Annotated in this window: 24 protein-coding genes; 15 read left to right on the top strand and 9 right to left on the bottom strand. The window is 43.8% G+C overall.

Annotated elements, in window-relative coordinates; translation table 11 throughout:
* Positions 1–22: 22 nt before the first annotated feature.
* Complete coding sequence (locus AAFX28_RS18965; RefSeq protein WP_408689967.1) at positions 23–934, top strand: LysR substrate-binding domain-containing protein; 912 nt, start codon at positions 23–25, stop codon at positions 932–934.
* Here AAFX28_RS18965 and yfbR read toward each other — a convergent pair.
* Positions 927–1,541: a 5'-deoxynucleotidase gene (gene yfbR / locus AAFX28_RS18960; protein WP_408689966.1), complete on the bottom strand. Its 615-nt coding sequence runs from the start codon at positions 1,539–1,541 to the stop codon at positions 927–929. The two genes, AAFX28_RS18965 and yfbR, sit on opposite strands and share 8 nt — an antisense overlap.
* Positions 1,542–1,613: 72 nt before the next feature.
* Entirely contained in the window at positions 1,614–2,828 is a 1,215-nt protein-coding gene (locus tag AAFX28_RS18955; protein ID WP_408689964.1) for a pyridoxal phosphate-dependent aminotransferase, read from the bottom strand.
* Between the two features lie 219 nt (positions 2,829–3,047).
* On the opposite strand from AAFX28_RS18955, the gene AAFX28_RS18950 reads away from it, so the two are divergent.
* The 6 genes from AAFX28_RS18950 (at position 3,048) to menE (ending at position 10,271) form a co-directional block, all read left to right on the top strand.
* Complete coding sequence (locus tag AAFX28_RS18950) at positions 3,048–4,355, top strand: isochorismate synthase MenF (protein WP_408690905.1); 1,308 nt, start codon at positions 3,048–3,050, stop codon at positions 4,353–4,355.
* Entirely contained in the window at positions 4,355–6,085 is a 1,731-nt protein-coding gene (menD, locus tag AAFX28_RS18945; RefSeq protein WP_408689963.1) for a 2-succinyl-5-enolpyruvyl-6-hydroxy-3-cyclohexene-1-carboxylic-acid synthase, read from the top strand. The genes AAFX28_RS18950 and menD overlap by 1 nt, the downstream gene beginning before the upstream one ends.
* Positions 6,075–6,875, top strand: a complete 801-nt coding sequence (gene menH / locus AAFX28_RS18940; RefSeq protein ID WP_408689962.1) for a 2-succinyl-6-hydroxy-2,4-cyclohexadiene-1-carboxylate synthase — start codon at positions 6,075–6,077, stop codon at positions 6,873–6,875. The genes menD and menH overlap by 11 nt, the downstream gene beginning before the upstream one ends.
* A 20-nt stretch (positions 6,876–6,895) precedes the next feature.
* Positions 6,896–7,762, top strand: a complete 867-nt coding sequence (gene menB, locus AAFX28_RS18935; RefSeq protein ID WP_038207015.1) for a 1,4-dihydroxy-2-naphthoyl-CoA synthase — start codon at positions 6,896–6,898, stop codon at positions 7,760–7,762.
* A 155-nt stretch (positions 7,763–7,917) separates the two neighbouring features.
* Entirely contained in the window at positions 7,918–8,907 is a 990-nt protein-coding gene (gene menC, locus AAFX28_RS18930; RefSeq protein WP_408689960.1) for an o-succinylbenzoate synthase, read from the top strand.
* Positions 8,904–10,271 (top strand): o-succinylbenzoate--CoA ligase, encoded by a 1,368-nt coding sequence (gene menE / locus AAFX28_RS18925; protein ID WP_408689958.1) that lies wholly within the window; start codon positions 8,904–8,906, stop codon positions 10,269–10,271. Before menC ends, menE begins: the two co-directional genes overlap by 4 nt.
* An 82-nt stretch (positions 10,272–10,353) precedes the next feature.
* Here the strand turns inward: menE and nagE are convergent, their stop codons facing one another.
* Positions 10,354–11,808: an N-acetylglucosamine-specific PTS transporter subunit IIBC gene (gene nagE, locus AAFX28_RS18920; protein WP_408689956.1), complete on the bottom strand. Its 1,455-nt coding sequence runs from the start codon at positions 11,806–11,808 to the stop codon at positions 10,354–10,356.
* A 177-nt stretch (positions 11,809–11,985) separates the two neighbouring features.
* Here nagE and AAFX28_RS18915 point away from each other — a divergent pair, with 177 nt between their 5' ends.
* Together AAFX28_RS18915 and AAFX28_RS18910 are read left to right on the top strand one after the other, a co-directional pair.
* Entirely contained in the window at positions 11,986–12,864 is an 879-nt protein-coding gene (locus tag AAFX28_RS18915) for a LysR substrate-binding domain-containing protein (protein ID WP_408689955.1), read from the top strand.
* A 108-nt stretch (positions 12,865–12,972) separates the two neighbouring features.
* Positions 12,973–13,149 carry a hypothetical protein gene (locus AAFX28_RS18910; protein WP_408690934.1) on the top strand — a complete coding sequence of 59 codons (177 nt, stop codon included), beginning with the start codon at positions 12,973–12,975 and terminating at the stop codon, positions 13,147–13,149.
* On the opposite strand, the gene AAFX28_RS18905 is transcribed toward AAFX28_RS18910, so the two are convergent.
* The 3 genes from AAFX28_RS18905 to AAFX28_RS18895 form a co-directional block, all read right to left on the bottom strand.
* Entirely contained in the window at positions 13,146–14,069 is a 924-nt protein-coding gene (locus AAFX28_RS18905) for a YeiH family protein (RefSeq protein WP_408689954.1), read from the bottom strand. The two genes, AAFX28_RS18910 and AAFX28_RS18905, sit on opposite strands and share 4 nt — an antisense overlap.
* Before the next feature lie 129 nt (positions 14,070–14,198).
* On the bottom strand, positions 14,199–16,070 hold the full coding sequence (locus tag AAFX28_RS18900) for an MFS transporter (RefSeq protein WP_408689953.1): 1,872 nt from the start codon (positions 16,068–16,070) through the stop codon (positions 14,199–14,201).
* A 24-nt stretch (positions 16,071–16,094) separates the two neighbouring features.
* A complete protein-coding gene (locus AAFX28_RS18895; protein ID WP_408689952.1) occupies positions 16,095–16,685 on the bottom strand; it encodes a TetR/AcrR family transcriptional regulator in 591 nt (196 codons plus the stop codon).
* 192 nt (positions 16,686–16,877) lie between these two features.
* Between AAFX28_RS18895 and AAFX28_RS18890 the strand changes: the two genes are divergently transcribed.
* Together AAFX28_RS18890 and AAFX28_RS18885 are read left to right on the top strand one after the other, a co-directional pair.
* Entirely contained in the window at positions 16,878–17,756 is an 879-nt protein-coding gene (locus AAFX28_RS18890; protein ID WP_408689950.1) for a Tim44 domain-containing protein, read from the top strand.
* Positions 17,757–17,887: 131 nt separating this feature from the next.
* Positions 17,888–18,208, top strand: a complete 321-nt coding sequence (locus AAFX28_RS18885; protein ID WP_408689948.1) for a DUF1244 domain-containing protein — start codon at positions 17,888–17,890, stop codon at positions 18,206–18,208.
* A 127-nt stretch (positions 18,209–18,335) separates the two neighbouring features.
* Here the strand turns inward: AAFX28_RS18885 and AAFX28_RS18880 are convergent, their stop codons facing one another.
* Positions 18,336–19,406, bottom strand: coding sequence for a PLP-dependent cysteine synthase family protein (locus AAFX28_RS18880; RefSeq protein ID WP_408689946.1), 1,071 nt, complete (start codon positions 19,404–19,406; stop codon positions 18,336–18,338).
* Positions 19,407–19,523: 117 nt separating this feature from the next.
* Here AAFX28_RS18880 and AAFX28_RS18875 point away from each other — a divergent pair, with 117 nt between their 5' ends.
* The gene (locus AAFX28_RS18875; RefSeq protein ID WP_408689944.1) at positions 19,524–19,997 is read left to right on the top strand and encodes an Lrp/AsnC family transcriptional regulator; all 474 of its coding nucleotides are present in this window, start codon (positions 19,524–19,526) and stop codon (positions 19,995–19,997) included.
* A gap of 70 nt (positions 19,998–20,067) precedes the next feature.
* Positions 20,068–20,790, top strand: coding sequence for a substrate-binding periplasmic protein (locus AAFX28_RS18870; protein WP_408689943.1), 723 nt, complete (start codon positions 20,068–20,070; stop codon positions 20,788–20,790).
* On the opposite strand, the gene tesB is transcribed toward AAFX28_RS18870, so the two are convergent.
* Positions 20,780–21,640, bottom strand: coding sequence for an acyl-CoA thioesterase II (gene tesB / locus AAFX28_RS18865; RefSeq protein WP_408689941.1), 861 nt, complete (start codon positions 21,638–21,640; stop codon positions 20,780–20,782). The genes AAFX28_RS18870 and tesB overlap by 11 nt on opposite strands.
* A 191-nt stretch (positions 21,641–21,831) precedes the next feature.
* Between tesB and AAFX28_RS18860 the strand changes: the two genes are divergently transcribed.
* Positions 21,832–22,257, top strand: a complete 426-nt coding sequence (locus AAFX28_RS18860; RefSeq protein ID WP_408689939.1) for a YbaY family lipoprotein — start codon at positions 21,832–21,834, stop codon at positions 22,255–22,257.
* Between the two features lie 19 nt (positions 22,258–22,276).
* Here the strand turns inward: AAFX28_RS18860 and AAFX28_RS18855 are convergent, their stop codons facing one another.
* Complete coding sequence (locus tag AAFX28_RS18855; RefSeq protein ID WP_408689938.1) at positions 22,277–22,579, bottom strand: DNA base-flipping protein; 303 nt, start codon at positions 22,577–22,579, stop codon at positions 22,277–22,279.
* A 50-nt stretch (positions 22,580–22,629) separates the two neighbouring features.
* On the opposite strand from AAFX28_RS18855, the gene AAFX28_RS18850 reads away from it, so the two are divergent.
* Complete coding sequence (locus tag AAFX28_RS18850) at positions 22,630–23,370, top strand: hypothetical protein (RefSeq protein WP_408689937.1); 741 nt, start codon at positions 22,630–22,632, stop codon at positions 23,368–23,370.
* Positions 23,371–23,518: the final 148 nt, after the last annotated feature.

The following is a 23,518-nucleotide window of genomic DNA, read 5'->3' as shown; positions in this document are numbered from 1 at the left end:
ATAGATAGAGCAAGGGGAACGAATGGATCTGAATGCAGTTACGATATTCGTCCAAGTTGTTGATTGTGGAAGTTTTACTCACGCGGCTGAATCTTTACGAATGACAAAGTCAACGGTCAGTCGAAAGCTAGCTGAGCTAGAACAGCATCTTGGTGTGAGATTGATCACTCGTTCGACACGCAGTTTGGTGTTAACGCCAGAAGGTGAAAAGTTCTATCAATCGAGCCAGCAAATGTTGGAAGTGATGAATCAAGCGGAGCTAGAAGTCTCGGCTAATCAAGACTTGGTTAGAGGTCCTTTGAACATCGTTTTGCCTGTAGAGTTGGGACATCAGGTGCTGGGCTCTTATATAAATCAATTCTTGAAACTCTATCCGAACGTCACCATGAACTTAGAACTCTCTAACCGAGAGGTCGATATCATTGGTGAGGGGATTGATTTATATGCCCAGATAGGAGAATTGGAAGATTCAAATCTTGTCTCTCGTTATTTGACGGCATCGAAGCGGGCTTTGGTGGCAAGCCCTGACTATCTCGAAGAGTATGGGATGATTGAGCACCACTTAGATTTAACCGCTCCTCATCAAATGGTTGAGGTCTCAAATAAAGCTGCGCGTTTGCCGAAATGGCACTTACAACTTGATGATGACACTTCGTATCAAATTGATCTGCCATATCGACTAAGAGTAAATACCATCACTTCGTGCCTTAAAGCGTCTATTGATGGACTGGGGATTGCGGTGTTACCTGAATTTATTTGTCGTGAACACTTTGCCACTGGACGTTTAGTTCGTTTGTTACCAAGCTACAAAATGCCAGAGGTGGAAGTAAGCCTTGTCTATGCTGATCGTAAGCTGATGCCAAAGCGAAAAAAGGAGCTGATTGATTTTCTACTCCATAGCTTCAAACGTGACCAGACAACTCATATCAACTGATTTCATCCAGAGAGAGCTCAAAGCTAGGCGCAAACACATTCAGGAAGTAATCCATCTCTGGGCTACTACGTTCCTTGAGAGTGACGTCTAAACGTTTTTTAGCCAGAGCATATTCATGGTTGCCCGCACTGAGTTCTTCTAAGCATTTTAAGTAAGCGCAAATCGTATCGGCTTGCTTAACAATGGATGCATCTTCTTTATGAGCGGCTGTTGAAACCAGAAATGGAGCAAAGTCTTCTTGGAATTCTTCTGGCAACATCGAGAGCAACTTTTGTTCGGCAGCCGCTTCTATCTTCTTATATTCTTTGGCAATTTCAGGGTTGTAGTATTTGACTGGCGTTGGAAGGTCACCCGTCAACACCTCGCTAGTATCGTGGTACATACCCAAGATTGCGATTCTTTCTGGATTGAGCTCGCCCCCAAATTTTTTGTTTTTGATGACGGCAAGGGCGTGAGCGACAAAGGCAACCTGTAGGCTGTGCTCAGAGATATTTTCTGTTGAAACCGAGCGCATTAATGGCCAACGCTGAATGAGCTTCATTCTTGCTAAGTGGGCGAAAAAGTGACTTTCCTTATAGCTTTCTTCTGAATTGTTATCTTGTGGCATTTCTTTACTCCATGAAATGAAAAGGGTACTCAATGAGTACCCTTTAAGCATATGAAAGAACGAATCTAATTACTACTGACTGTAAGTAGATAGGAAGCGTTCAAAACGACCGATTGCAAGTTCTAAGTCTTCAACGTGTGGCAACGTCACAATTCGGAAGTGATCAGGTTTCGGCCAGTTAAAACCGCTGCCTTGTACTAAGAGGACTTTTTCTTGAATTAGGAAATCAAGCACCATCTTCTGGTCGTCTTTGATGTTGTACTTCTTGGTGTCAATTTTCGGGAATAGATACATGGCACCTTTTGGCTTAACACAAGACACACCAGGGATCTGGTTAATCAGTTCCCATGCGCGGTCGCGTTGTTCAAGTAAACGTCCTCCCGGCAAGATGAGTTCATTGATACTCTGATAGCCGCCTAATGCTGTTTGGATTGCGTGCTGCATAGGAACGTTGGCACACAAACGCATAGACGACAGCATATCTAGACCGTTTATATAGCCTTGAGCTTGGTGCTTAGGTCCCGTTAGGAACATCCAACCACCGCGGAAGCCACATACACGGTAAGCTTTTGATAGCCCGTTGAAAGTCATGACAAGAACGTCTTCGGTCAGCGTCGCAACAGAAGTGTGTGTGGCGCCATCATAAAGCACCTTATCGTAGATTTCGTCAGCGAAAATGATCAGCTTATGCTGGCGTGCAATTTCAATCACTTCTAACAAGAAATCACGGCTGTATACCGCACCTGTCGGGTTGTTTGGGTTGATAAGAACAATACCGCGTGTTTTCGGTGTGATTTTGCTCTTAATGTCATCCAAATCAGGGTACCAATCGGCACCTTCATCACAGATGTAGTGAACCGCTTTACCACCGGACAACGCAACTGAGGCGGTCCATAGTGGGTAATCTGGTGCAGGCACTAACATTTCATCGCCGTTATTCAGCAATGCTTGCATCGCCATTACAATCAGCTCTGATACGCCGTTACCCACGTATACATCTTCGACATCAAGTGAGTGAATGCCTTTGCGTTGATAGTGCTGAACAACGGCTTTACGTGCTGAGTAAATCCCTTTTGAGTCGCAGTAGCCTTGGGATGTCGGCAAATTGCGAATCACATCAACCAAAATTTCATCTGGGGCGTCAAAGCCAAACGGGGCAGGGTTACCGATATTAAGTTTCAGTATTTTATGTCCCTCTTCTTCCATGCGCTTAGCATGTTTGAGTACAGGACCCCTAATGTCATAGCAGACATTGTCGAGTTTTGACGACATCCCGATATTTTGCATTGAATAAAACCTAAAAATAATTAAATAACTTTATTAAAGTAACCCAAAAAAAGGTTCTTTAGAATAAAAATCTGATTGAATAACAATAATAAAGCCCTTGTAGCACGCCCGTTATCACAGGATTTCGCAAAACATTGTTTGCAACCTTGATTTGAGTAAGGTCTATAAATAGAGTAGCGAGGTAAAATGAATAATAATTTTGATGCATACGAGGCTGACTTGTCATACTTTCATCAAGCCGTTACTGAACTGATCGAACGCGTAAAGGATGCGAAAGACGGAACTACCCGTCTAGTTCAAGTTCTTGAGGAAAAACCTGACTTTCCATTTATTGATTGGTTAGACGCTCAACCGCTGTTTCCTAAGTTCTACTGGCAATCTCGTGATACTCGAGAAGAAGTGGTGGCACTAGGGCAGCTACATACTTTTGTTGACCCTGCACCAGCTTACGCGATTTTGGCTGAAGATCAGCGAATTTGGGGTGGGCGCTCCTTTGACGGTCATACAAGTAAGAATCGCCGTTGTATGTCTTCTTTCTTTTTTCTGCCACAGATTGAGCTAATCCGTTTTGATAACAAATGGTCTTTAGCTGTTAACCTTTCAGCAGAAAAACACCGCACACTCGCTAGCCTGTATAAATTGCAATTAGATGTGATGCCTTTAGCGCCGATTTCATCTCACATTGATAATATTCAGCATGTGCCTGAAAAAGAGCAATGGACAGAGCTGGTCGATAAAGTCTTAGCTGGCATTGAGAACGATGACTTTAAAAAAGTTGTGCTGGCACGCAAGACGACCGTTTCATTGGACCAACCGCTGTGCGCTTCACGCTTGTTAAAATCGAGCTATTTAAGCAACCATCATAGCTTTCACTTTTTACTTTCATTAGATAAGACACATAGCTTCATTGGGTCGACTCCTGAGCGCCTCTATTTACGTCAAGGACAAGAATTGTACACCGAAGCATTGGCAGGAACGATTGGCCGGGGCAGCAATGCAAGCCAAGATATGGAACTCGCGAATTGGTTGGCAAGTGACAGTAAAAATCTCAACGAAAATCAGTATGTCGTTGATGACATTATTGAGCGCCTGTCACCTCATTCTGATGAAGTGATCGTGGAACAAGAAGCTAGGCTAGTTCGACTGCGTAAGGTACAACACTTGAAACGCAGTATTCACGCTCATTTACATAAAGGCGTTAATGCGGTTCAGCTATTAGCGGCTTTGCAACCTACAGCTGCCGTAGCGGGCTTACCCCGTCAAGAATCGATGGAATTTATCCAGCAGAATGAACCTTTTGCACGCGGTTGGTACGCTGGCTCAATGGGCTTTATTAGTCACCAAAGAGCTGAATTTTGTGTCGCAATTCGTAGCGCACTTGTTTTAGGTGATGAGGTACAGCTGTTTGCTGGCGCGGGTATTGTTCCTGGCTCTGTCGCTGACCATGAGTGGCAAGAGCTCGACAAAAAAATGTCGACATTGCTGACACTGATTTCAGATCACCCACCGCTTGGAGTCGCTTCTTAATGAGTGACCTAACACAAACTACCAATCAAGCAGTACTGAATCGTATTTGGTGCCAGGTTTTACTTGAAGAATTAACTCGTCATGGTGTTACTGAGGTTTGTATTGCTCCCGGATCCCGCTCAACACCTCTGACTCTTGAAGCGGATGAAAACCCAAAGCTTAATTTACATACGCATTTTGATGAACGTGGCCTAGGCTTTCTTGCCCTAGGTTTGGCGAAAGCCAGTGGTAGGCCGGTAGCAATCGTCGTGACTTCCGGTACGGCAGTGGCCAATTTACTCCCTGCTATTGCTGAAGCGAGATTAACCGGAGAAAAGCTCGTTGTCTTGACTGCAGATAGGCCAGTCGAGCTTGTTGGCTGCGGAGCGAATCAAGCGATTAATCAGTCAGGTATTTTCTCTTCTCACGTGACAGCTGCGCTTGAATTGCCAAGCCCTACGTTGAATACACCTCTGAAGTGGTTGCTGACATCGATTGACCAAGTCATGTTCGAGCAAAAAAAGCAGGGAAGCGCAGTGCATATTAATTGCCCGTTCCCAGAGCCGCTTTATAGTGCCGATAGTAAGTCTATCTACCAGTTTTATATTGATGAAGTGCAGGCTTGGTTATCTACAGATGAGACTTATACCCGTCAGCTCTCTTATTCAAATACTCCCAATGTTAATGTGGCAGAACTGGCTTCTAAGAAAGGGGTTATTGTTGTTGGCAGCGTAAAGCTAAACGAAGCAAAGAAAGCCAAACAACTTGCTGAAAAACTCGGTTGGCCACTCTTAGTTGATCCACAAGCAGGAGTAACATCTGACTGGGCTCATTACGATATTTGGCTACAAAAAGGTGACAATGCTGCACTCTTAAGTCCATGCGAGTTAATTCTACAAATAGGCTCTCGAATCGTATCGAAACGCCTTAACCAATGGTTGGTTGAACAAGTAGAGCAACGTGGCGCGCAATATCACTACCTAGATCCCAAAAGAGAGCGAAATAATCAAGCTCACTTAATGCAGACGCACCATGTGACAGACATAGAGCCTTGGTTAAACCGAGCTATTGAAGCACTTCAACCTATCGGATGTAGTGCATCAGGTTGGGAAAATGAATTGGTTTGTGTCTCTCAGCAAGTCGCTTCTCTGGCAAACCTTCACCTAGCTGCACATTCTCCTTTGAGTGAAATTGGTTTGGCCTTGAGCCTAAATCAATTGCCTGAAAATACACAAATTTTCTTGGGCAATAGTCTGTTTGTGCGTTTGGTCGATATGTTTAGCCGTGTAAATGACTATCCTGTTTATAGTAATCGAGGTGCATCAGGTATTGATGGCTTAATTGCAACAGCAGCAGGAGTTATACACTCGAATCAATCACCGACGGTTGTTTTCATCGGTGATACTTCGTTACTTTATGATTTGAATTCATTGGCTTTGCTGTCTCATCAATCTGCACCTGTAGTTGTAGTTGTAACGAACAATGATGGTGGGGCGATATTCGATTTATTACCTGTTCCTCAGCAGCAAAAACAAGCCCTCTACCAAATGCCTCATGGCTTTGATTTTGAATATGCTGCTAAACAATTTAAGTTGGGCTATTGCAAGCCTGAAACGTTAACGGCATATACCGAGGTAGTGAACAGTCACTTACGTACAGGGCAAGGCGCTATGCTGGTGGAAATACAAACACCGCCAGAGCAAGCCTCTTCACAGCTAAAAGAGTTTATTCAACAAGTTTATGCTCTTTAGTCAAGCGTCTGCCAATCTCCTACAAACTGATAGGCCTGTTGTGGTCTATCTTCATGGTTTGCTTGGTAATGGTGAGGATTGGCAGTTAACTCGTAGCAAACTCAGTGACTATGCATCAATTACCATCGATCTTCCTGGTCATGGAATGAGCGCATTACAATCTTGTTTCAATTTTCGAGATTGCTGCGATCAAATATCTGACACTCTTCTCACCCAAGTGACACCAGAGCAGCCTATAGTATTAGTCGGATATTCAATGGGGGGAAGAATCGCCATGTCTGGCATCGCCAATCGCTTTTTTCCATCCCTAAATATTCAGTTGCTTATCGTCGAAGGCGGTAATTTTGGACTGTTAGACGAAACAGCTAAACAGACACGTTGGCAAAATGACATCCGCTGGGCGGAACGTTTTCGAAACGAACCAATTGAGCAGGTGTTGGCCGATTGGTATCAGCAAGCCGTGTTTAGTTCACTAAACCATGAGCAAAGACAAAAACTCATATTAAAACGCAGTGCTAATCTAGGTACTTCAGTGGCGAATATGCTCGAAGCAACGTCACTATCCAAACAAGATTACTTGCTTGAACTGCTGAAATGTTCAGGCATACCAACACATTATATTTGTGGTGAAAAAGACAATAAGTTTAGTCAGTTGGCCGAACAAAGCGGTTTGTCTTTTAGCCAAGTTGCACAAGCAGGGCACAATGTTCACATTGAACAGCCAGAGGCTTTTGCAGAGATAGTAAGAACTCAGCTTCGCTCGCTTCCAAGCGTCGAGGTGGGTCAATAGGTAAATAAACAGGAATCACCATGGCAAAAACAGTCGGTATCTCAGAAGAAGAACTATACGCTCCAGTAAACTGGAATGACTGCACAGGTGAATATGAAGATATTCAGTACCACAAATCAGAAGATGGCATCGCAAAAATTACGATTGCTCGTCCTCAAGTTCGCAATGCTTTCCGTCCTCAAACTGTAAAAGAGATGATCAACGCGCTTGCTGATGCTCGTTATGATGAAGGAGTAGGCGTGATCATTCTAACTGGTCTCGGCGAAAAAGCGTTCTGTTCAGGCGGTGACCAGAAGATTCGTGGTGACTACGGCGGCTATCAAGATGATTCAGGCACTCACCACTTAAACGTTCTTGATTTCCAGCGTCAAATTCGTACATGTCCAAAACCAGTGATTGCTGCTGTTGCGGGCTGGGCGGTAGGCGGTGGTCACGTACTACATATGATGTGTGACCTAACGATCGCGGCTGAAAACGCACAGTTTGGTCAGACAGGGCCTAAAGTAGGTTCATTCGATGGCGGCTGGGGTGCTTCATACATGGCTCGTATTGTCGGCCAGAAAAAAGCACGCGAAATTTGGTTCTTATGTCGTTTCTACGATGCTCAAGAAGCACTGGATATGGGCTTAGTTAATACCGTTGTTCCAGTTGAAGAGCTAGAGAAAGAGACTGTTCGTTGGTGTCGTGAAACACTGCAACACAGCCCAATGGCACTGCGTTGTTTGAAAGCGGCACTGAATGCTGACTGTGACGGTCAAGCAGGTCTTCAAGAACTAGCGGGCAACGCAACCATGATGTTCTACATGACAGAAGAAGGCCAAGAAGGACGTAATGCGTTTAATGAAAAACGTCGTCCGGACTTCAACAAGTTCCCACGCAACCCTTAAGTTGTAATAGTTTTCGTCGCCAGAATACCGCTAGCGTTGTCGAAGGTGCTCATTTATGTTCATAAACTCCGCGCCTTCTCCTAGCTATCGATATTCTGGCTTAGAAACCTATCTACAACTTGTCTATTATTGATAAATTAAAAAGGGATATTGCTATGAGATCAGCCAAACTGTATCGCTATGAATTGCCGATGGACAGTGGCGTGATACTGCGTGAACAAAGGTTGAAACATCGTGAAGGCTTTGTCATTGAGCTAGGCCTTGATGGTGAAATTGGTAGAGGTGAAGTTGCACCGTTACCAGGCTTTAGTGTAGAAACCATGGATGAGGTTTACTCGCAACTTATTGAACAACTTGAATTGTGGCAGCAAGGTGTCGCGTTAAAGTTTGATGAGCTATTTCCTTCGGTTGCGTTTGGGCTTTCAATGGCTCAACTGGAACTCAATAAAGAGCTTCCTGCTGAAGGGTGCTTCCAAGCTGCACCGCTATGCTCCGGTGACCCAGATGAGTTGCTTCCGAAGCTCAATTCGATGACTGGCGAAAAAGTCGCAAAAATCAAAGTTGGCCTATATGAGCCGATTCGTGATGGTATGTTGGTGAGCTTATTCTTGGAGTCGATTCCAGATCTAACGTTGCGACTTGATGCCAATCGCGCTTGGACAGCAGATAAAGCTCAGCAGTTTGCTAAAAAGATTGCTCCGTCACTGCGCGGAAGAATCGCGTTTATCGAAGAACCTTGTCAGGTTCCAGGTGACAGCTTCTCTTTTGCTATTGATACAGGTATTGCTATCGCTTGGGATGAGACGCTTCAACATGCGATTCGCAAAGATGACTTTAAGCTTGAGGACCTCAATGGAGCTAAAGCCATTGTGATTAAGCCTACACTGATTGGCTCAGTCGATCGCTGCATTGGGCTAATTGAAAAAGCGAAGTCACTTGGCATTAAAGTGGTGATCAGCTCAAGTATCGAATCTAGCTTAGGTTTGACGCAGTTGGCTCGACTCGCTCATTGCCATCTCCCTGATGAAGTCCCGGGGCTAGATACCGTCGGTCTATTTGCTCAGCAGTTAGAAATCCCATGGCCATCAAGTGATCTGCCGGTTGTTGCTTTATCTGACCAAGCATTGATATGGCAGTCGTCATGAACGAAACTTTATCTCCTTTAAAACAATGGGCTCAAATGAGCCCATCTTTATGCGCACTCAAAACTGCTCACGACGCTTACACTTGGGAAGAACTCAGTGGGTTGGTCATGAAAGTCTCGAGCCACCTCAATCAGCAAGAGCTCAAGCCTGGTGATGTCCTCACTTGTGTCGGCAAAAACAGTGTTGAGCTGCTCATTGTCTATCTTGCTTGTATTGAGTTAGGTGTCATTTGCGCGATGACGATGCCTCAAACGTATTCAGAGCTACGTAAGAAACTCGATACGCTATATTCATCAAGTCAGCCACCGAAAATCTGGGTGAGTACTGAGCTAGAAGAATTAAGATCAATAAGCACTATTCAGTATGGTGAAAGCTTATTAGCCACTAATGTAAGTGCTTACCAATCTGACAATCTCGCCTCAATTGTATTTACTTCTGGCTCAACTGGTTCACCGAAAGCAGTAGCTCATACCTCTAAGCAACATCTGTCATCAGCATCTGGTTTATTAGAGCAGTTTTCTTTTAAGCAAGGTGATACTTGGCTATTAAGTCTACCCATGTACCATGTTTCTGGATTGGCTATTGTCTATCGTTGGCTGCAGAGCGGAGCCACTATGAAAGTGGGGGCAGGCTCTCTTGACGAAGATATTCTCGGTGTTAGTCACGCGTCTTTGGTAGCGACACAGCTAAAACGTCTACTTGAACAGGGTGTTGATTTATCGCTGAGTCATGTACTTTTGGGGGGCAGCCACGTGCCTCTAGAACTCAGTCAAAAAGCCGCAACAAAAGGCATCGAAACTTGGCTTGGTTATGGCATGACCGAGGCGGCTTCAACGGTAACGGCCAAACGTATCGATGAACACTATAGCGCGGGTAAAGTGCTACCCAATAGAGAGTTAAAGCTCGAAGGTCAAAGAATCTATATTGGTGGTGAAACACTCGCTTCAGGCTATTACTACCAAGGGGAGCTCATACCGCTAAAGGTCGATGGATGGTTTGATAGCAAAGACTTAGGTGAGTGGGTATCAGGTGAGCTGAAAATCATCGGCCGAGCAGACAATTTATTTATTTCAGGTGGTGAAAATGTCCATTGTGAAGAGATTGAATCAGCTTTACTCCAGCTCGATGCGATTTCTTTAGCTGTTGTTATTCCAATACAAGATAGTGAATTCGGTCAGCGCCCCGTTGCTGTGTGTGATTTTTCTCGCCCCTTGAGCAAGGCAGAAATAGAAGCACATCTCGCTACTTGTTTGACTAAGTTTAAATGGCCAATTGCATACTACTCGATGCCGAAACAGCTACTTGAAAGTGGCATCAAAGTGTCAAGGCAAGCTGTTAAAGAATGGCTGCTTGAGCAGATATAAAAAAGAAGTGCAGATTCGGTGACTAAGCGAAACTGCACTTCAGGGGGCGTGGTGAAGGTGAGTCACCACAAACTCTTATTGATTAGTTGGCGAGTTGAAGCTTCATTTGCTCTGCAACCTTGTCTACTTTACCTAGACCAACAATCACTTGTAGACCATTTTTGCCAACCGGAACGACGCCTGCCGCACCCAACTGTTTTAGTTTCTCGCTATCCGCTAAAGATGAATCTTTTACGCCTAAACGAAGGCGAGTAATACAGTTATCAACTTCTGTAATGTTGTCTGCACCACCGATCGCTTGGATGTAGTCTTTCGTGAGTTCAGTAATATCTTCTGATGCTTCTTTGTCTAGGTCTTCACCTCGGCCTGGCGTCTTAAGGTTGAACTTAATGATCGCGAAGCGGAAAATAACGTAGTAAAGCGTAAAGAATACGAAGCCTTGCAGAATCAGCATGTACCAATTGGTCGCTAGTGGGTTTTGGCTCGAAAGTACGAAGTCTACGAAACCAGCCGAGAAACCAAAGCCTGCCATCCACTCCATTGATGCTGCAATGTATAGCGAGATACCAGTTAGAATCGCGTGAATCAGGAATAGGACAGGAGCTAGGAACATAAAGCTAAATTCTAGAGGCTCAGTAATACCTGTGAAGAATGAAGCCATACCAGCGGCCAACATAATGGCAAAAACTTGGTTCTTATTTTTAGCGTCAGCACAGTGGTACATCGCCAATGCTGCAGCTGGCAAGCCAAACATCATGATAGGGAAGAAGCCTGCTTGATACATACCTGTCTTGCCAGGGATACCTGTACCGTTAGCAATAGATTGAGCACCACCTAGGAAGTTAGGAATATCATTAATACCTACAACATCGAACCAGAACACTGGGTACAGAGCATGGTGCATACCAACAGATAGGAATAGTCGGTTAAAGAAACCAAAGAGACCAGCACCTACAGCCCCCATACTTTCAAGCTTGATACCAAATTGAATTAACGCATCGTAAACAGCAGGCCAGATGTACAGTAGTGCAAATGATAATGCCATACCTGCAAGAGACGTCAGGATAGGAACAAGGCGTTTACCACTGAAAAATGCTAGTGCTTGTGGAAGCTCTACTGTTGAGTAGCGATTGTAGATCTCAGCGGAAATGATACCAATGATGATGCCGATAAACTGGTTACTGATTTTACCAAATGCGTCAGGAACGTCTCCTGCTTCAACGTCTGTCAGTTGAGCTACAGAACCTGGTGCAAGAAGCGTCGTGACGACTAGGAACATAACGAAACCAGACAAAGCCGCTGAACCATTTTTGTCTCGGCTTAAGCCAAATGCGACACCCACGGCGAAGAGTACAGCCATGTTGTCGATAATCGCACCACCGGATTTAATTAAGAACGCGGCGAGAATATTTTCTGAACCCCAGCCGACAGGATCTAGCCAATAGCCAATCCCCATTAATATTGCTGCAGCAGGCAAAGTGGCAACTGGCACCATCAGCGCCTTACCCACTTTCTGCATATATCCAAGTATATTCATATTTGCCCCTAAAATGTTTAATTAATATTTTTAATATGGGAGAGGGTTAGTGTTAGTCAGACACTATGTAATCTCTCTTTGATAAGTCTCTAGTGGGGATTTTATGAGTTAATTCACGGTGCGAACAAACGAAATAGATCATACTATGAATTAAAATTTTTAATGCTAGAGGGCGCCATGGCTAATCAACAATTACTGCTTCGAAATCTACACACGTTCGACATGGCAGCCAAAACACTCAGCTTTACATTAACAAGTAAGCAGCTTCATCTTACGCAAGGTGCGGTCAGTCACCGGATTAAAGTGTTAGAAAAAGAGTTAGGGTTCAATTTGTTCGTCAGAGGAACTCGTCAACTAGAACTGACAGAAGAAGGGGCGCGTTTTCACCACACGTTATCAAAGAACTTACACGGTATTTTTTCAGAAATTGAAGAGATAAAGGCAACCGATATGGTAGGAGAGCTCAATGTTGCGACTTCAACAGGGTTTGCCAATGGTTGGTTGATCCCAAGGCTTGCCGACTTCAAAGCAAAATACCCTAGGTTCAACCTCAATATATGGGGATACCAAGAACAAGAAGATTTCCACAAGCACAATATAGAAGTGGCGATCTATTATGATTCTGATGACATGAAAGATGTCTACCGAAAGCGCCTGTTTGGTGATGAATACATACCAGTTTGTACCCCTCAATATGCCAAGCAGCATCGTCTCTATGAGGATGGGTTGGAGTCACTCAAACGCATTAACTTTATTCACGCAGTGGGGTCGGACGTTTGGCAACGTTGGCGAGACTATATGAAGTTGGATATCGATATTTTTAATCAGTTTTATTGCGTCAGCCATCGAGAAATGGGCTTTCTGAGCGCGCTGCACAACTTAGGTGTTGGAATGGGCAAATATCATTTCGTCAAAGATTTAATCGAGTCTGGGGAGTTAGTCACCCCTTACCCAAGTATGCCAACAGACAAAAGCTATGACCTATTGTGCCCCCTTGGAACTGAAGATAGACCAAAGATTCGCACGTTTATTAACTGGATTGAAGGGCAGTTGTAATAGCGCAAGCTTAGTTAATTTGGCAATTTCATAGTACAAATATGAATTTATCATTCTTATAACTCTATCTCATAATAGCGTTAGCTATATATGGATATTGGTATAAGAATGATAAAAGCAGCGTTAATTGCCGCAGTAATTTTGCAGATAGTAGTTGCCGTTCAAACTGAAGGGTTGATTCGAGCGTTGGCAGAGCTGTCTGCATTTTTGTTAGTGTTGGCTTTAGTGTTTAGCCTCAAATCCCAAAAACGCAGAAAGTTAACGCACAAGATCGACGAATTTTAAGCGAGTGTTAGCCATGCTAACGAAATCGTTGAAATTAGAACCCATAGCGTGACGCCAAACAGCAAAGGTTTTGGGCCTGCTGATTTGAGCTTCTCTACAGAAATCCCGCAACCAATCAAGAACAAACACACCACAAGCGCACGCTTAGCAATATCAAACACACCCTGATAAACCATTTCAAATTGTGGTACTAAATCACTGAATGCGATGGCCGCACAATAGAACAAAATAAAGTAAGGGATGGTGATCTTTTTAGAATCACTACGAAACAGAAAGGCGCTAAATAGGGCGACTGGGATTATCCAAAGTGCTCGTGCAAGCTTAAGCGTTGTAGCTGTCGTTAAAGCTTCTTCACCGTAAGCAGAAGCAGCACCGACAACCGATGATGTATCGTGGATAGCGATCGCGGCCCATGTTCCAAAAGTGTGTTGGTCAAGGTTTAAAGCATGGCCAATAACGGGGAAGATAAAAAGAGCAATAGAGTTTAGAACAAATACCGTTGCCAAGGATAAACCAATCTGTTCATCATCCGCTTTGATCGCAGGAGACACAGCAGCAATGGCACTACCACCACAAATAGCGGTGCCTGATGAAATCAAATATCCCGTTTTTTTGTCTAGCCCCATCCATTTTGCTACCCACCAACCTATAAGTAGAGCACCAAAAATGGTTACGACAATAAGTCCAATACCATCGGACGTGACTGCGAGTGCTTGATCAAATTGAATACCAAAACCTAAGCCAACGATAGAGTAGGCGAGAAGCTTTTTGGTGAACTTAGCCAAGTTTAAATCTGTAGGGATCAGTCCTAAAGACGCAAGAAGAAAACCAATAACGAGAGCGGTTGGTGAAGATATGTATGGCGTGAAGCAGATTAAAAGTGCGAAGCCAAAAGGTAGGTACTTTGTTATGTTTTTCATTCTTTGGGTGATTATTGGCAATTACACAACAGTGTAGCGTAATTAGTTTGATTAATAGAGTTGAATGAATTGAACGCACGTTCAGAAAAACTAAACAAGCGTTCAATATTGTAAGTCTTGCCGGCCAGCTTAGCGCCAGTCACCTCGTAATTCAGAAACTTTCTGATGCATAGTTGCAGTGGAGGCGAGTTCAGGTTCGACAGGTGTACCGACTTCTATTTCTATCTTTGACCAGAAACGCGATGGTAAACCTTTACAAGCTTCCCCTTTATAACGGCTGAAATAGCTACCCCATAGGCCTTTTAGCGCGATAGGAATTACTGGAACAGGGCTGCGTTTTAATATGAGGTCCATACCACGCATGAACTCGTTCATTTCCCCGTCAGAGGTCAGTCTACCTTCAGGGAAAATACACACAATGTGTCCTTCGGCCAACGCTTGTTCCACTTCATTGAAGGCTCGAACGATGGAGCGTCGGTTGGAAGCAGAAATAGGAATGACCCCAGCGCGATTCAAGAAGCGTCGCAATGGTGGAAGGTTGGCATAGTCTTCTTCCATGACAAATCGTATAAGCCTTGGACATACCGCGCTAAGCAGCAGTGCATCCATATAGCTCACATGATTGCAGACCAGTAATGCACCGCTTTTTTCTGGTAGGTTCTGAAGGTTCTTATGCGTAACTCGATACATAGTGTGAGTCAGCATCCAAACGAGGAATCGAACTACAAAAATTGGGACCTGAAGGCACAGATAAATCGCGACAAGTAGATTCATCACAGACAGTAATAAGAAAAGCTGTGGAATGGTCAGTTCTAAGACGGCTAAGCAAACGATGCCCAACACAGCACTTCCAACCATAAATAGCGAGTTGTAAATATTGAGCCCTGCAATCACCTGTGCTCGCTCTGTCTCTTTGGCGCGCTGCTGCATCAAGGCGTAAAGGGGCACAATAAAGATACCACCAGAGATGCCAAGCATAAGTAGGTAAGCGAACACTGGCCACAGAGGTGGATGAGAAACAAACTGATTGAAGGAGTTAAAGTCTGGCAAGGTACTCGGGATTGATGTCGCCATTAGGGCTCCAAAAATAGTAATACCAAGACTACCTAGTGGTACAATACCAACTTCTATACGGTGGTTTGATAACTTGTCACAAGCTAAAGAGCCGACGGAAATACCAACAGAAAACAGCGCCAACAAGAAAGAAACGGCACTTTCGCTGCCATTTAGGTGTAGTTTAGTGAAGTTTGGAAATTGCGTTAAGTACGCTGCCCCAAGGAACCAAAACCAACTGATTGCCATAAGTGCTTGGAAAATGGTTTTATCAGCTTTTGCAATCGCAATAGTTTGTTTGGTTTGTTTAATTGGTTGCCAACGGAACTTTAGATCTGGAGCACTGGCTGGTGCTTCTGGTATTGAACGACTAGAGATATAGCCAAACACGGCAAATACCACGACACAAATAGCCGCGACATATTTAGCATTGTCTGCCGAAGCAATAATACCAGCGCCTAGTGTACCGAGTAAAATCGCAAGAAAAGTCCCGGTTTCTACTAATGCATTACCTGGTACTAGCTCGTTCGGTTTTAATTGTTGTGGCAGCAGAGCATATTTTACTGGGCCAAAGAAAGCAGACTGTGTGCCCATTAGAAACAATAGGATCAGCAGTATGATGTAACTTTCGGTAATAAAGCCAATCGCACCTAAACACATGATGCCAATTTCAGCGAGTTTTACCTTACGGATAAACCACGACTTTTCATATTTATCGGCAAGAACACCTGCAGAGGCTGAGAACAGAAAGAAAGGCAAAATGAATAAGCCTGCTGCTAGGTTGATAAACAAGTTACTTGATACAGGGAGTGCGCCAGCGCCCGCAAAAGCGACAAATAACAACAGTACATTCTTAAATATGTTGTCGTTGAACGCGCCAAAAAATTGGGTCACGAAGTAAGGCAAAAACCTTCTTTGTCCAAGAAGAGAAGCTTGGCTATTAGGCATTATTTATCCTTATTCCCTTAGGATCTACCAATTGGTCAAGTAGTTAGATAATAAGTTCTCAATCAATTCTTTACCATCGATCGGCTTAGCAGCAAAAAACTTATCGTCGACGCTCAACAATGTGATGCCGTGTACGCCAGACCATAGCACTCGGCTCGCTTGCAGTACTTCTGCTTCAGTTCGATTTGGTGCAAGAACCTTCAACAAGTGCTCAAGCATACCTGTCATCGAGTCGATTCGTTCTGATTGCCACTCAGGAAGAGGTTCGCCATTCATATTATGTTCGAAAATTAGCTGCCAACGGTGAGGGTGGCGTTGAGCAAAGTCATGATAGCAATATGCGAGTTCATACAGCGCTACCTCTGGGCTTTTACTTTTGGTCACTACTTGTTTTGCTTCTTGTGAAAGCTCGTCAAGTGTTTGAGCAACGGCGTGTAATAGCAACAAGTTATAGTTACCAAAAACATTAACCAGTGTACTCGGTACATAGCCAATCATATTCGCTATTTTTCGCAAACTCAGATCGTGATGCGAATTGGTCGCCAAAAATTCTTTGACGGTATTGAGCGTTAAAGCAATAAGCTCTTCGCGAGTATGATCGTTTCTTCGGGCCATGGTAAGTTATCTAAAATGAACATTGTTCAATATTCTAATTATCTGATACCCATACCGTCAACTGACATAGGTGTTATTTGCAATATTCTGATACATGTAAACAAGACGTTTTAGTTTGAATATAGGCGAGCTAGAGTTAATATGATTAGATAAGTATAAATTCATAACCTTGATAGACACAAAAGGAAGAACATGAAACGACTTTTTTCTCTTGTTGCCCTACTGATGGTCTCTGTTGCGATTACGCCAATCGCTGAGGCTAAAAAGTTTGGTGGTGGTAAATCTTTTGGCAAAAGCTTTAAGACAGCACCTGCGCCGAAACAGCAGCAACAGAACACCAATACAATTGGTAAAGATCAAACGACCAAGACTCAAAGCTCAAGTAAAAAGGGCTTAATGGGTGGTTTACTTGGTGGCCTGCTAGCAGGTGGTCTACTAGCGGCATTCTTTGGTGGCGCATTTGAAGGTATCCAGTTTATGGATATTTTGATCATGGGCTTGATTGCCTTTGTTATCTTCAAACTGATGCGCTCTATGCTTGGGGCAAAGCAGGGTAGTATGAACCAGCAGCGTCAACAGCCTGCTTTTGGTGGTTCGGCGCCTAAGTTTGAACAGCCAAATGTACATAACTTCGAGCAACCACAGAACGCACCGCAAGGTGGTGGTTTTGGTTTTGGTGCACAGAGCGATGTACCACACAACTACCCACCGGGCTTTGACCAAGCAGCGTTTATCAATGGCTCTCGCGAGCACTACCGTATTCTACAAGGTGCTTGGAACCACAATCAGCTACATACTATTGAAGAATATGTATCGCCAAGTCTGTATGAAGATTTGAAAGCTGAACGTGCGAAACTAGATGGCGAGCAGCACACTGATGTAATGTATGTTGATGCTGAGATCGTTCGTGCTGACCACGACGCGACAAAAGCGCAGCTAAGCCTACAATTTAGTGGTCGCTACCGTGACGCTGTAGAGGGCATTGAAGAAGACATCACTGATATTTGGCACTTAGAACGTGATCTTACTGCGCCAAATGCACCTTGGTTGATCGTAGGTATTCAAGGCTAAGCAAGCTAAACCAATCAATAATTCGAACGCCCAAGTTAACGCTTGGGCGTTTTTGTATTTGAGTAAAGGTAAGTTCGCTTGGTAGGATAGTTAAGAACACAATTACAATTACAATGATAAAGGTAAGTAAAGTGGCTGAATTTAAATACAAAAATCTCTCTCAAGAAGAGCAAGATAAGCTTGATGCAGCAACGTTTCGTCGTTTGTTAGCGCACCTTGATGAAAACAAAGATGTGCAGAACATTGATCTGATGATTTTGGCAGGGTTCTGTCGTAATTGTTTCAGCAAATGGTACAAAGCAGAAGCAGAAAACCAAGGGATAGACCTAGATATTGATGATGCTCGTGAACGTGTTTACGGCATGACTTATGATGAGTGGAAGCAAAACCACCAACCAAAAGCGACGCCAGAACAATTGGCCGCTTTTGAAGCGCGTCAAAATAAAGGTTAAGTAACCTGATAGAAAAAGAAAACCGCGATCAAAAGTCGCGGTTTTTGTTTTGTGCCAAAGGCTGACGTTGTTGTAATTTGCTTGAGTCAAGTTAGTGGAGAAACCAGTACTCAAGCATTATTGAATTCTATTGTTCGAGCTGACCTGTTTGTTCAAACGCTTCTAATTTAGCCGTGTATGGTTGTAGGTCGCCAATATTCTCTTTAACCCACTCTGGGTTGTAATATGTGTCAAGGTAGCGCTCGCCACTGTCACATAGTAGCGTAACAATTGAACCTTTCTCACCACGTTGCTTCATCTCACTCGCTAGTTGTAATACTCCGTATAGGTTGGTACCCGTTGAAGCACCGACTTTGCGGCCAAGCATTTTTTCTAACCAATGAGCTGTTGCAACTGACGCGGCATCCGCGATAGTACGCATTTCATCGACAACACCTGGAATAAAACTTGGTTCAACGCGAGGGCGACCAATGCCTTCAATTTTGCTACCACAATTACCGGTTAGGTTCTTGTTACCAGTCTTAAAGTAATCATGGAATACCGAATTCTCAGGGTCTACGACACACAACTTAGTATCATGCTGTTGGTAGCGGATAAAGCGACCAATAGTAGCGGATGTGCCACCAGTGCCCGGGCTCATGACAATCCAAGCTGGTACTGGGTGATCTTCCATTTCCATCTGGCTAAAAATTGAGTTGGCGATGTTGTTGTTACCGCGCCAGTCTGTCGCACGCTCAGCGTAGGTAAACTGGTCCATATAGTGGCCGTTCAACTCTTCAGCTAGACGATGAGATTCTGCGTAGATTTGGTCTGAACGGTCTACGAGGTGTGCTTGGCCGCCGTAAAACTCAATCTGTTCGATTTTCTTACGTGCCGTGCATTTAGGCATAACAGCAATAAACGGTAGGCCAAGTAGTCGCGCAAAGTAAGCTTCCGAAACTGCGGTGCTGCCAGAAGAAGATTCGATGATTGTTGTTTCAGGACCAACCCAACCGTTACAAATCGCGTATAGGAATAGCGAGCGAGCAAGACGATGCTTTAGAGAGCCTGTTGGATGTGTACTTTCATCTTTCAAATATACGTCGATACCTTCAATGCTTGGTAGTTCGAGTTTGATTAGATGAGTATCGGCACTACGTTGGTAGTCTGCTTCGATTTTACGAACTGCATTGTTAATCCAGTTATGGTCAGTACACATAGGGTTTCTCCTTAGAATCGTTATGCTATTAATCTAACGGCTTTACTGGAGAAAAGCTTTGCCTTTTATGCTTTGATTTGCTTTATTTGGAGAAAAGTTTTCTACAAATGTGATTTTATGGAAATTGAATTAGACAAAATCGATCGAAAAATACTCAACCTTCTTCAAAATGATGGAACCCTTTCTTTGAATGACTTGGCGGAGGCGGTCAATCTTACAACCACTCCATGTTGGAAACGGCTCAAGAAGCTTGAAGAAGCAGGAGTGATTCAAAAGCGTGTCGCTCTATTGAACCCAGAAAAACTCGATTTGTCGTTCACCGCGTTTGTTTTGGTAAAAACCAGCGACCATTCACATGAGTGGTACAGCCGTTTTGTTTCAACGGCCTCCGAGTTCCCAGAGGTGATGGAGTTTTATCGAATGGCGGGGGAGTACGACTACATGATGAAGGTACTCGTTAAAGATATGCAGTGCTTTGACCATTTTTATAAGAAATTGGTTAACTCGGTTGAAGGGATCTCAAATGTGACGTCTACGTTCGCAATGGAGCCTTTGAAATACACGACGGCTCTGCCTATCGAATGTGAGTAGCACACTCTTTACTGATCATCAGTATTTAAGCCTATAGTTTAGATAGTGCAAACGATGTAGGTTGAGAGCAATGATCGGCGAGCTTATGTTATTTACTCTTCTGGCAGCTCAATTCCCAGGGCAGGGGGTTGTTTTAGCTACTCATGATTTACCGCCATACGGAAGTTATACAGAAGGCGCACCATTTGGGACTATTGCAACGGAGTCATTCACCGGCATTGCGGTGGACAGAGTGCGATGTGCGTTTGGGAAGTTGGATATTGATCTGACTATTTTAGTCGTGCCTTGGGCGAGGGCACAAAGACTGGCAGAAAGTGCAGAGGTGGATGGTTTTTTTGCGGGCTCGCAAAATAACTACCGTGATAGCTATGCTGTGAAAACTGATGTGATCGCTGAACAAAAGTGGAAATGGTATTGGCTGAAATCAAATCCACAGAATGTAGATGATCTGAAAAACGGGCCAAGAATTGGCGCTTTTATCGGTTCGAATATGGCTCGTTGGCTAGAAACGAATGGCTATCCGATATTCAATCGGCCCAATACAACCGAACAATTGGTAGCGCTACTCAAAAAACGCCGAATAGATATCATGATAGCGAATAACTTGGTCGCAGAAAGGTTATTGGCTGAAGAAGGGATGATGGAAGAGGTCGATTCTGCATTGGTGAAGAATAAACCTCTTTATCTATACATGACTAAACGAAACTTAGCTCAGTATCCTGATTTAATTGATGGATTCAACAGCAAGCTCAAACTGTGTTATCAGGAAGAAAATGAGTCGACTACTCAGTAAAGCGCATTACACCTTCTTGAACTGCACTTGCTACTAGGTGACCTTGACGGTTGTAAATTTCACCTCTTACCAATCCGCGAGTATTGCTTGCAGTAGGACTGTCGATGACATACAAGAGCCATTCGTCCATCTTGAATGGGCGGTGGAACCAAATGGAGTGATCAATAGTGGCCACTTGGAATTTAGGTGTCATTAGAGACACACCATGCGGATGAAGCGCAGTCACTAAGAAGCCCCAGTCAGACGCGTAACCAAGTAAGTATTGGTGGATCAGCTGGTTATCAGGCATTTCACCATTGGCTTTAATCCAAAGGTATTGCTTAGGTTCTACTTTCTGTGGTTTTAATGGGTTAACCACAGTAACAGGACGCATTTCAATTGGCTTTTCACCACAGAAAGTTTTCTTCAACTTCTCTGGTAAAAAGTCAGCGATTCTAGCTGCTAATTCAGATTCTGACGCGTAATTTTCTGGGCCTGGAATATCAGGCATGGTGTTTTGGTGCTCAAAACCAGGTGCTTCACCGTGGTATGAAGCGGTAAGGTAGAAAATTGGACGCCCATTTTGGATTGCTTTGACACGGCGAGTACTGAAACTACGTCCATCTCTGAGATTTTCTACATCGTAAATGATTGGCTTTTCTGGATCTCCTGGATATAGGAAATAGCTGTGAAACGAGTGAACCGTGCGGTCGTGGTCAACAGTATATCTTGCAGCAGATAATGCTTGGCCAATAACTTGCCCACCGTAGACTTGAGGCAAGCCTAAATTTTCACTTTGGCCTCTGAAAAGCCCTTCTTCAAGCTTTTCAAGTTGCAGTAAATTTAATAACTCGTTGAGAGGTTGGCTCATTATGGACTACCTTATTTGCACATTGGCGCAATGATCTACGTTGTTGTAGGAAAATTCAAACAGATGTTTAATTTTAGGTCAAGATCTGCTCTTTACCGTTAAGCTGCGGTCAGGATTAAGATGTTGGCGATGACAATGTTACAGCGGCTACATATAATCATTATTAATTTAATTGCTTATAGGTAAGGTTCATGAAAAAAGCACTAGCATTCATTTCATCACTAGTATTAGGAGTAGTATTGGTGGGTTGTCAATCAGAACCAGCAAAAACTGAGCAACCGGCAGTAGAGTCAATTACAGGTACTCTTGCATACAGAGAGCGAATTGCGTTGCCTGAAGACGCTATCGTAACAATTACTCTTCAGGATATCTCTCTTGCAGATGCGCCGGCGAAAGTTATCGCTAAGCATCGTTTTGAAACTGCAGGCTCACAAGTTCCTTTTGAATTTGAACTTGCTTATGACCCAGCGAAAATTGAAGCGCGCCACCGTTACAGTGTGAGTGCACGTATTGAAGTGAACGGTAAATTGAAGTTCATTACAGATACATCATACCCAGTTGTTACTGACGCAGCTCAGACTGACAACGTGGACCTGCGCTTAGTTGGCGTACGTTAAATACTGTTCGGTGGCGACATTAAGGTTGCCACCGATATTTCCTCAAACTGATTTTCCCATCTCTAGTTACCTCTATCCCTTCTGCAATCAATGCCTCGCGTTGTCTTACTAAGTGTTCTCCTTTCAAAGAAATTCGTCCTTGGCTATTGATCACTCTAAACCATGGTAATGTACTTTCTGCAGGAAGGTTTCCAAGGGCTTTGCCTACATGGCGGGCGTACCCGGGATAACCTGCCAATTTTGCGATCTCACCGTAAGTAGTGACTTTTCCAAGAGGAATTTGGTGAATTACTGCAAAGATTTGCATTAAAAACTGGTCCATAATGATTTTGTCCTAGTACAGATTTCCAAAGGAATGGATAAGGAGAGGGCATGTTATTTTCTACGTTTCAATTCTTAGTAACAACTTTGTTGGCGGTTGTTTGTGCACGCGCTATCAGCTTAAGCGAAGGCGACATCCCAGTCCTTGCTTTGATCATACCTGCATTGTGGATTCTCCCACAAGGTGGAATCGTTGGCTTGATTCTCATGGCGGCGATGACGGTCTATGGCTTAACTTTGCCGTATCAACCGATTACCTTATCCGTAAGCCTGTGGGTACTGTTCCCTCTACTTATGGTTGCCTTTTCAAGACGGAGCAGTCTAGCCGTGGTACTCACTAGTGCGTTGATTGTGACGACTTTGATGGTGGGTATTATGGTCACTCAAGCTGGCGGCAAGCTTGAGGGAGAAGCCATGATCACAATCACTCAAACTTTAGCGGTCATTGTTATCTGGTGGTCTGCGTCACATTGGAAACCTTCCAGTAAACATAGCTGGTGGTCATTAGGCTTGATTTTACCTCTTTGGATGGCAGACCTCTCTTATGCGGTGCTGGTTGCCTTGAGTATCACAGGTATTATGGCCTCAATGGAGAGCTTGTCTAAGCTAAAAACGTTTCGTTGGAGCAAATTGCTGTGTTGGACATTGCCGACTGTAGGCTTTGCGGCCTTGGTGGTTTCCCCAAACATTGAAGTACCTAACCCGGTTTTTGTTGTTTGGATTTGTCTACTGGGCACGGCTTGGATGACGGACTATATCCTTAGAAGCGCTGAAGAGAGTCAAGATATATAAACAGTAAATATGTCACCAAATTGTTAATTGGATTTGGATATGCAATCAAGATATGGCAAGGTTGCTCTTTGTTTATACAGAGTAGTAGCCAGTCAACCTTCTCTTTGTATAAAAAGCAGCCTATAGAGCTGTGTATATAAATAGAAAA

The organism is Vibrio sp. TBV020 (assembly GCF_046056895.1).
Lineage (GTDB): Bacteria > Pseudomonadota > Gammaproteobacteria > Enterobacterales > Vibrionaceae > Vibrio.
The sequence above is the reverse complement of the archived record's forward strand: the minus strand, read 5'-3'. Positions and strand labels throughout refer to the sequence as shown.

Excerpts from the sequence above, each read along its gene's own strand:
- AAFX28_RS18965 (WP_408689967.1), top strand. The coding sequence starts at position 23 with ATGGATCTGAATGCAGTTACGATATTCGTCCAAGTTGTTGATTGTGGA.
- yfbR (WP_408689966.1), bottom strand. The coding sequence starts at position 1,541 with ATGCCACAAGATAACAATTCAGAAGAAAGCTATAAGGAAAGTCACTTT.
- AAFX28_RS18955 (WP_408689964.1), bottom strand. The coding sequence starts at position 2,828 with ATGCAAAATATCGGGATGTCGTCAAAACTCGACAATGTCTGCTATGAC.
- menD (WP_408689963.1), top strand. The coding sequence starts at position 4,355 with ATGAGTGACCTAACACAAACTACCAATCAAGCAGTACTGAATCGTATT.
- menH (WP_408689962.1), top strand. The coding sequence starts at position 6,075 with ATGCTCTTTAGTCAAGCGTCTGCCAATCTCCTACAAACTGATAGGCCT.
- menB (WP_038207015.1), top strand. The coding sequence starts at position 6,896 with ATGGCAAAAACAGTCGGTATCTCAGAAGAAGAACTATACGCTCCAGTA.
- menC (WP_408689960.1), top strand. The coding sequence starts at position 7,918 with ATGAGATCAGCCAAACTGTATCGCTATGAATTGCCGATGGACAGTGGC.
- menE (WP_408689958.1), top strand. The coding sequence starts at position 8,904 with ATGAACGAAACTTTATCTCCTTTAAAACAATGGGCTCAAATGAGCCCA.
- nagE (WP_408689956.1), bottom strand. The coding sequence starts at position 11,808 with ATGAATATACTTGGATATATGCAGAAAGTGGGTAAGGCGCTGATGGTG.
- AAFX28_RS18915 (WP_408689955.1), top strand. The coding sequence starts at position 11,986 with ATGGCTAATCAACAATTACTGCTTCGAAATCTACACACGTTCGACATG.
- AAFX28_RS18910 (WP_408690934.1), top strand. The coding sequence starts at position 12,973 with ATGATAAAAGCAGCGTTAATTGCCGCAGTAATTTTGCAGATAGTAGTT.
- AAFX28_RS18905 (WP_408689954.1), bottom strand. The coding sequence starts at position 14,069 with ATGAAAAACATAACAAAGTACCTACCTTTTGGCTTCGCACTTTTAATC.
- AAFX28_RS18900 (WP_408689953.1), bottom strand. The coding sequence starts at position 16,070 with ATGCCTAATAGCCAAGCTTCTCTTCTTGGACAAAGAAGGTTTTTGCCT.
- AAFX28_RS18895 (WP_408689952.1), bottom strand. The coding sequence starts at position 16,685 with ATGGCCCGAAGAAACGATCATACTCGCGAAGAGCTTATTGCTTTAACG.
- AAFX28_RS18890 (WP_408689950.1), top strand. The coding sequence starts at position 16,878 with ATGAAACGACTTTTTTCTCTTGTTGCCCTACTGATGGTCTCTGTTGCG.
- AAFX28_RS18880 (WP_408689946.1), bottom strand. The coding sequence starts at position 19,406 with ATGTGTACTGACCATAACTGGATTAACAATGCAGTTCGTAAAATCGAA.
- AAFX28_RS18875 (WP_408689944.1), top strand. The coding sequence starts at position 19,524 with ATGGAAATTGAATTAGACAAAATCGATCGAAAAATACTCAACCTTCTT.
- AAFX28_RS18870 (WP_408689943.1), top strand. The coding sequence starts at position 20,068 with ATGATCGGCGAGCTTATGTTATTTACTCTTCTGGCAGCTCAATTCCCA.
- tesB (WP_408689941.1), bottom strand. The coding sequence starts at position 21,640 with ATGAGCCAACCTCTCAACGAGTTATTAAATTTACTGCAACTTGAAAAG.
- AAFX28_RS18860 (WP_408689939.1), top strand. The coding sequence starts at position 21,832 with ATGAAAAAAGCACTAGCATTCATTTCATCACTAGTATTAGGAGTAGTA.
- AAFX28_RS18855 (WP_408689938.1), bottom strand. The coding sequence starts at position 22,579 with ATGGACCAGTTTTTAATGCAAATCTTTGCAGTAATTCACCAAATTCCT.
- AAFX28_RS18850 (WP_408689937.1), top strand. The coding sequence starts at position 22,630 with ATGTTATTTTCTACGTTTCAATTCTTAGTAACAACTTTGTTGGCGGTT.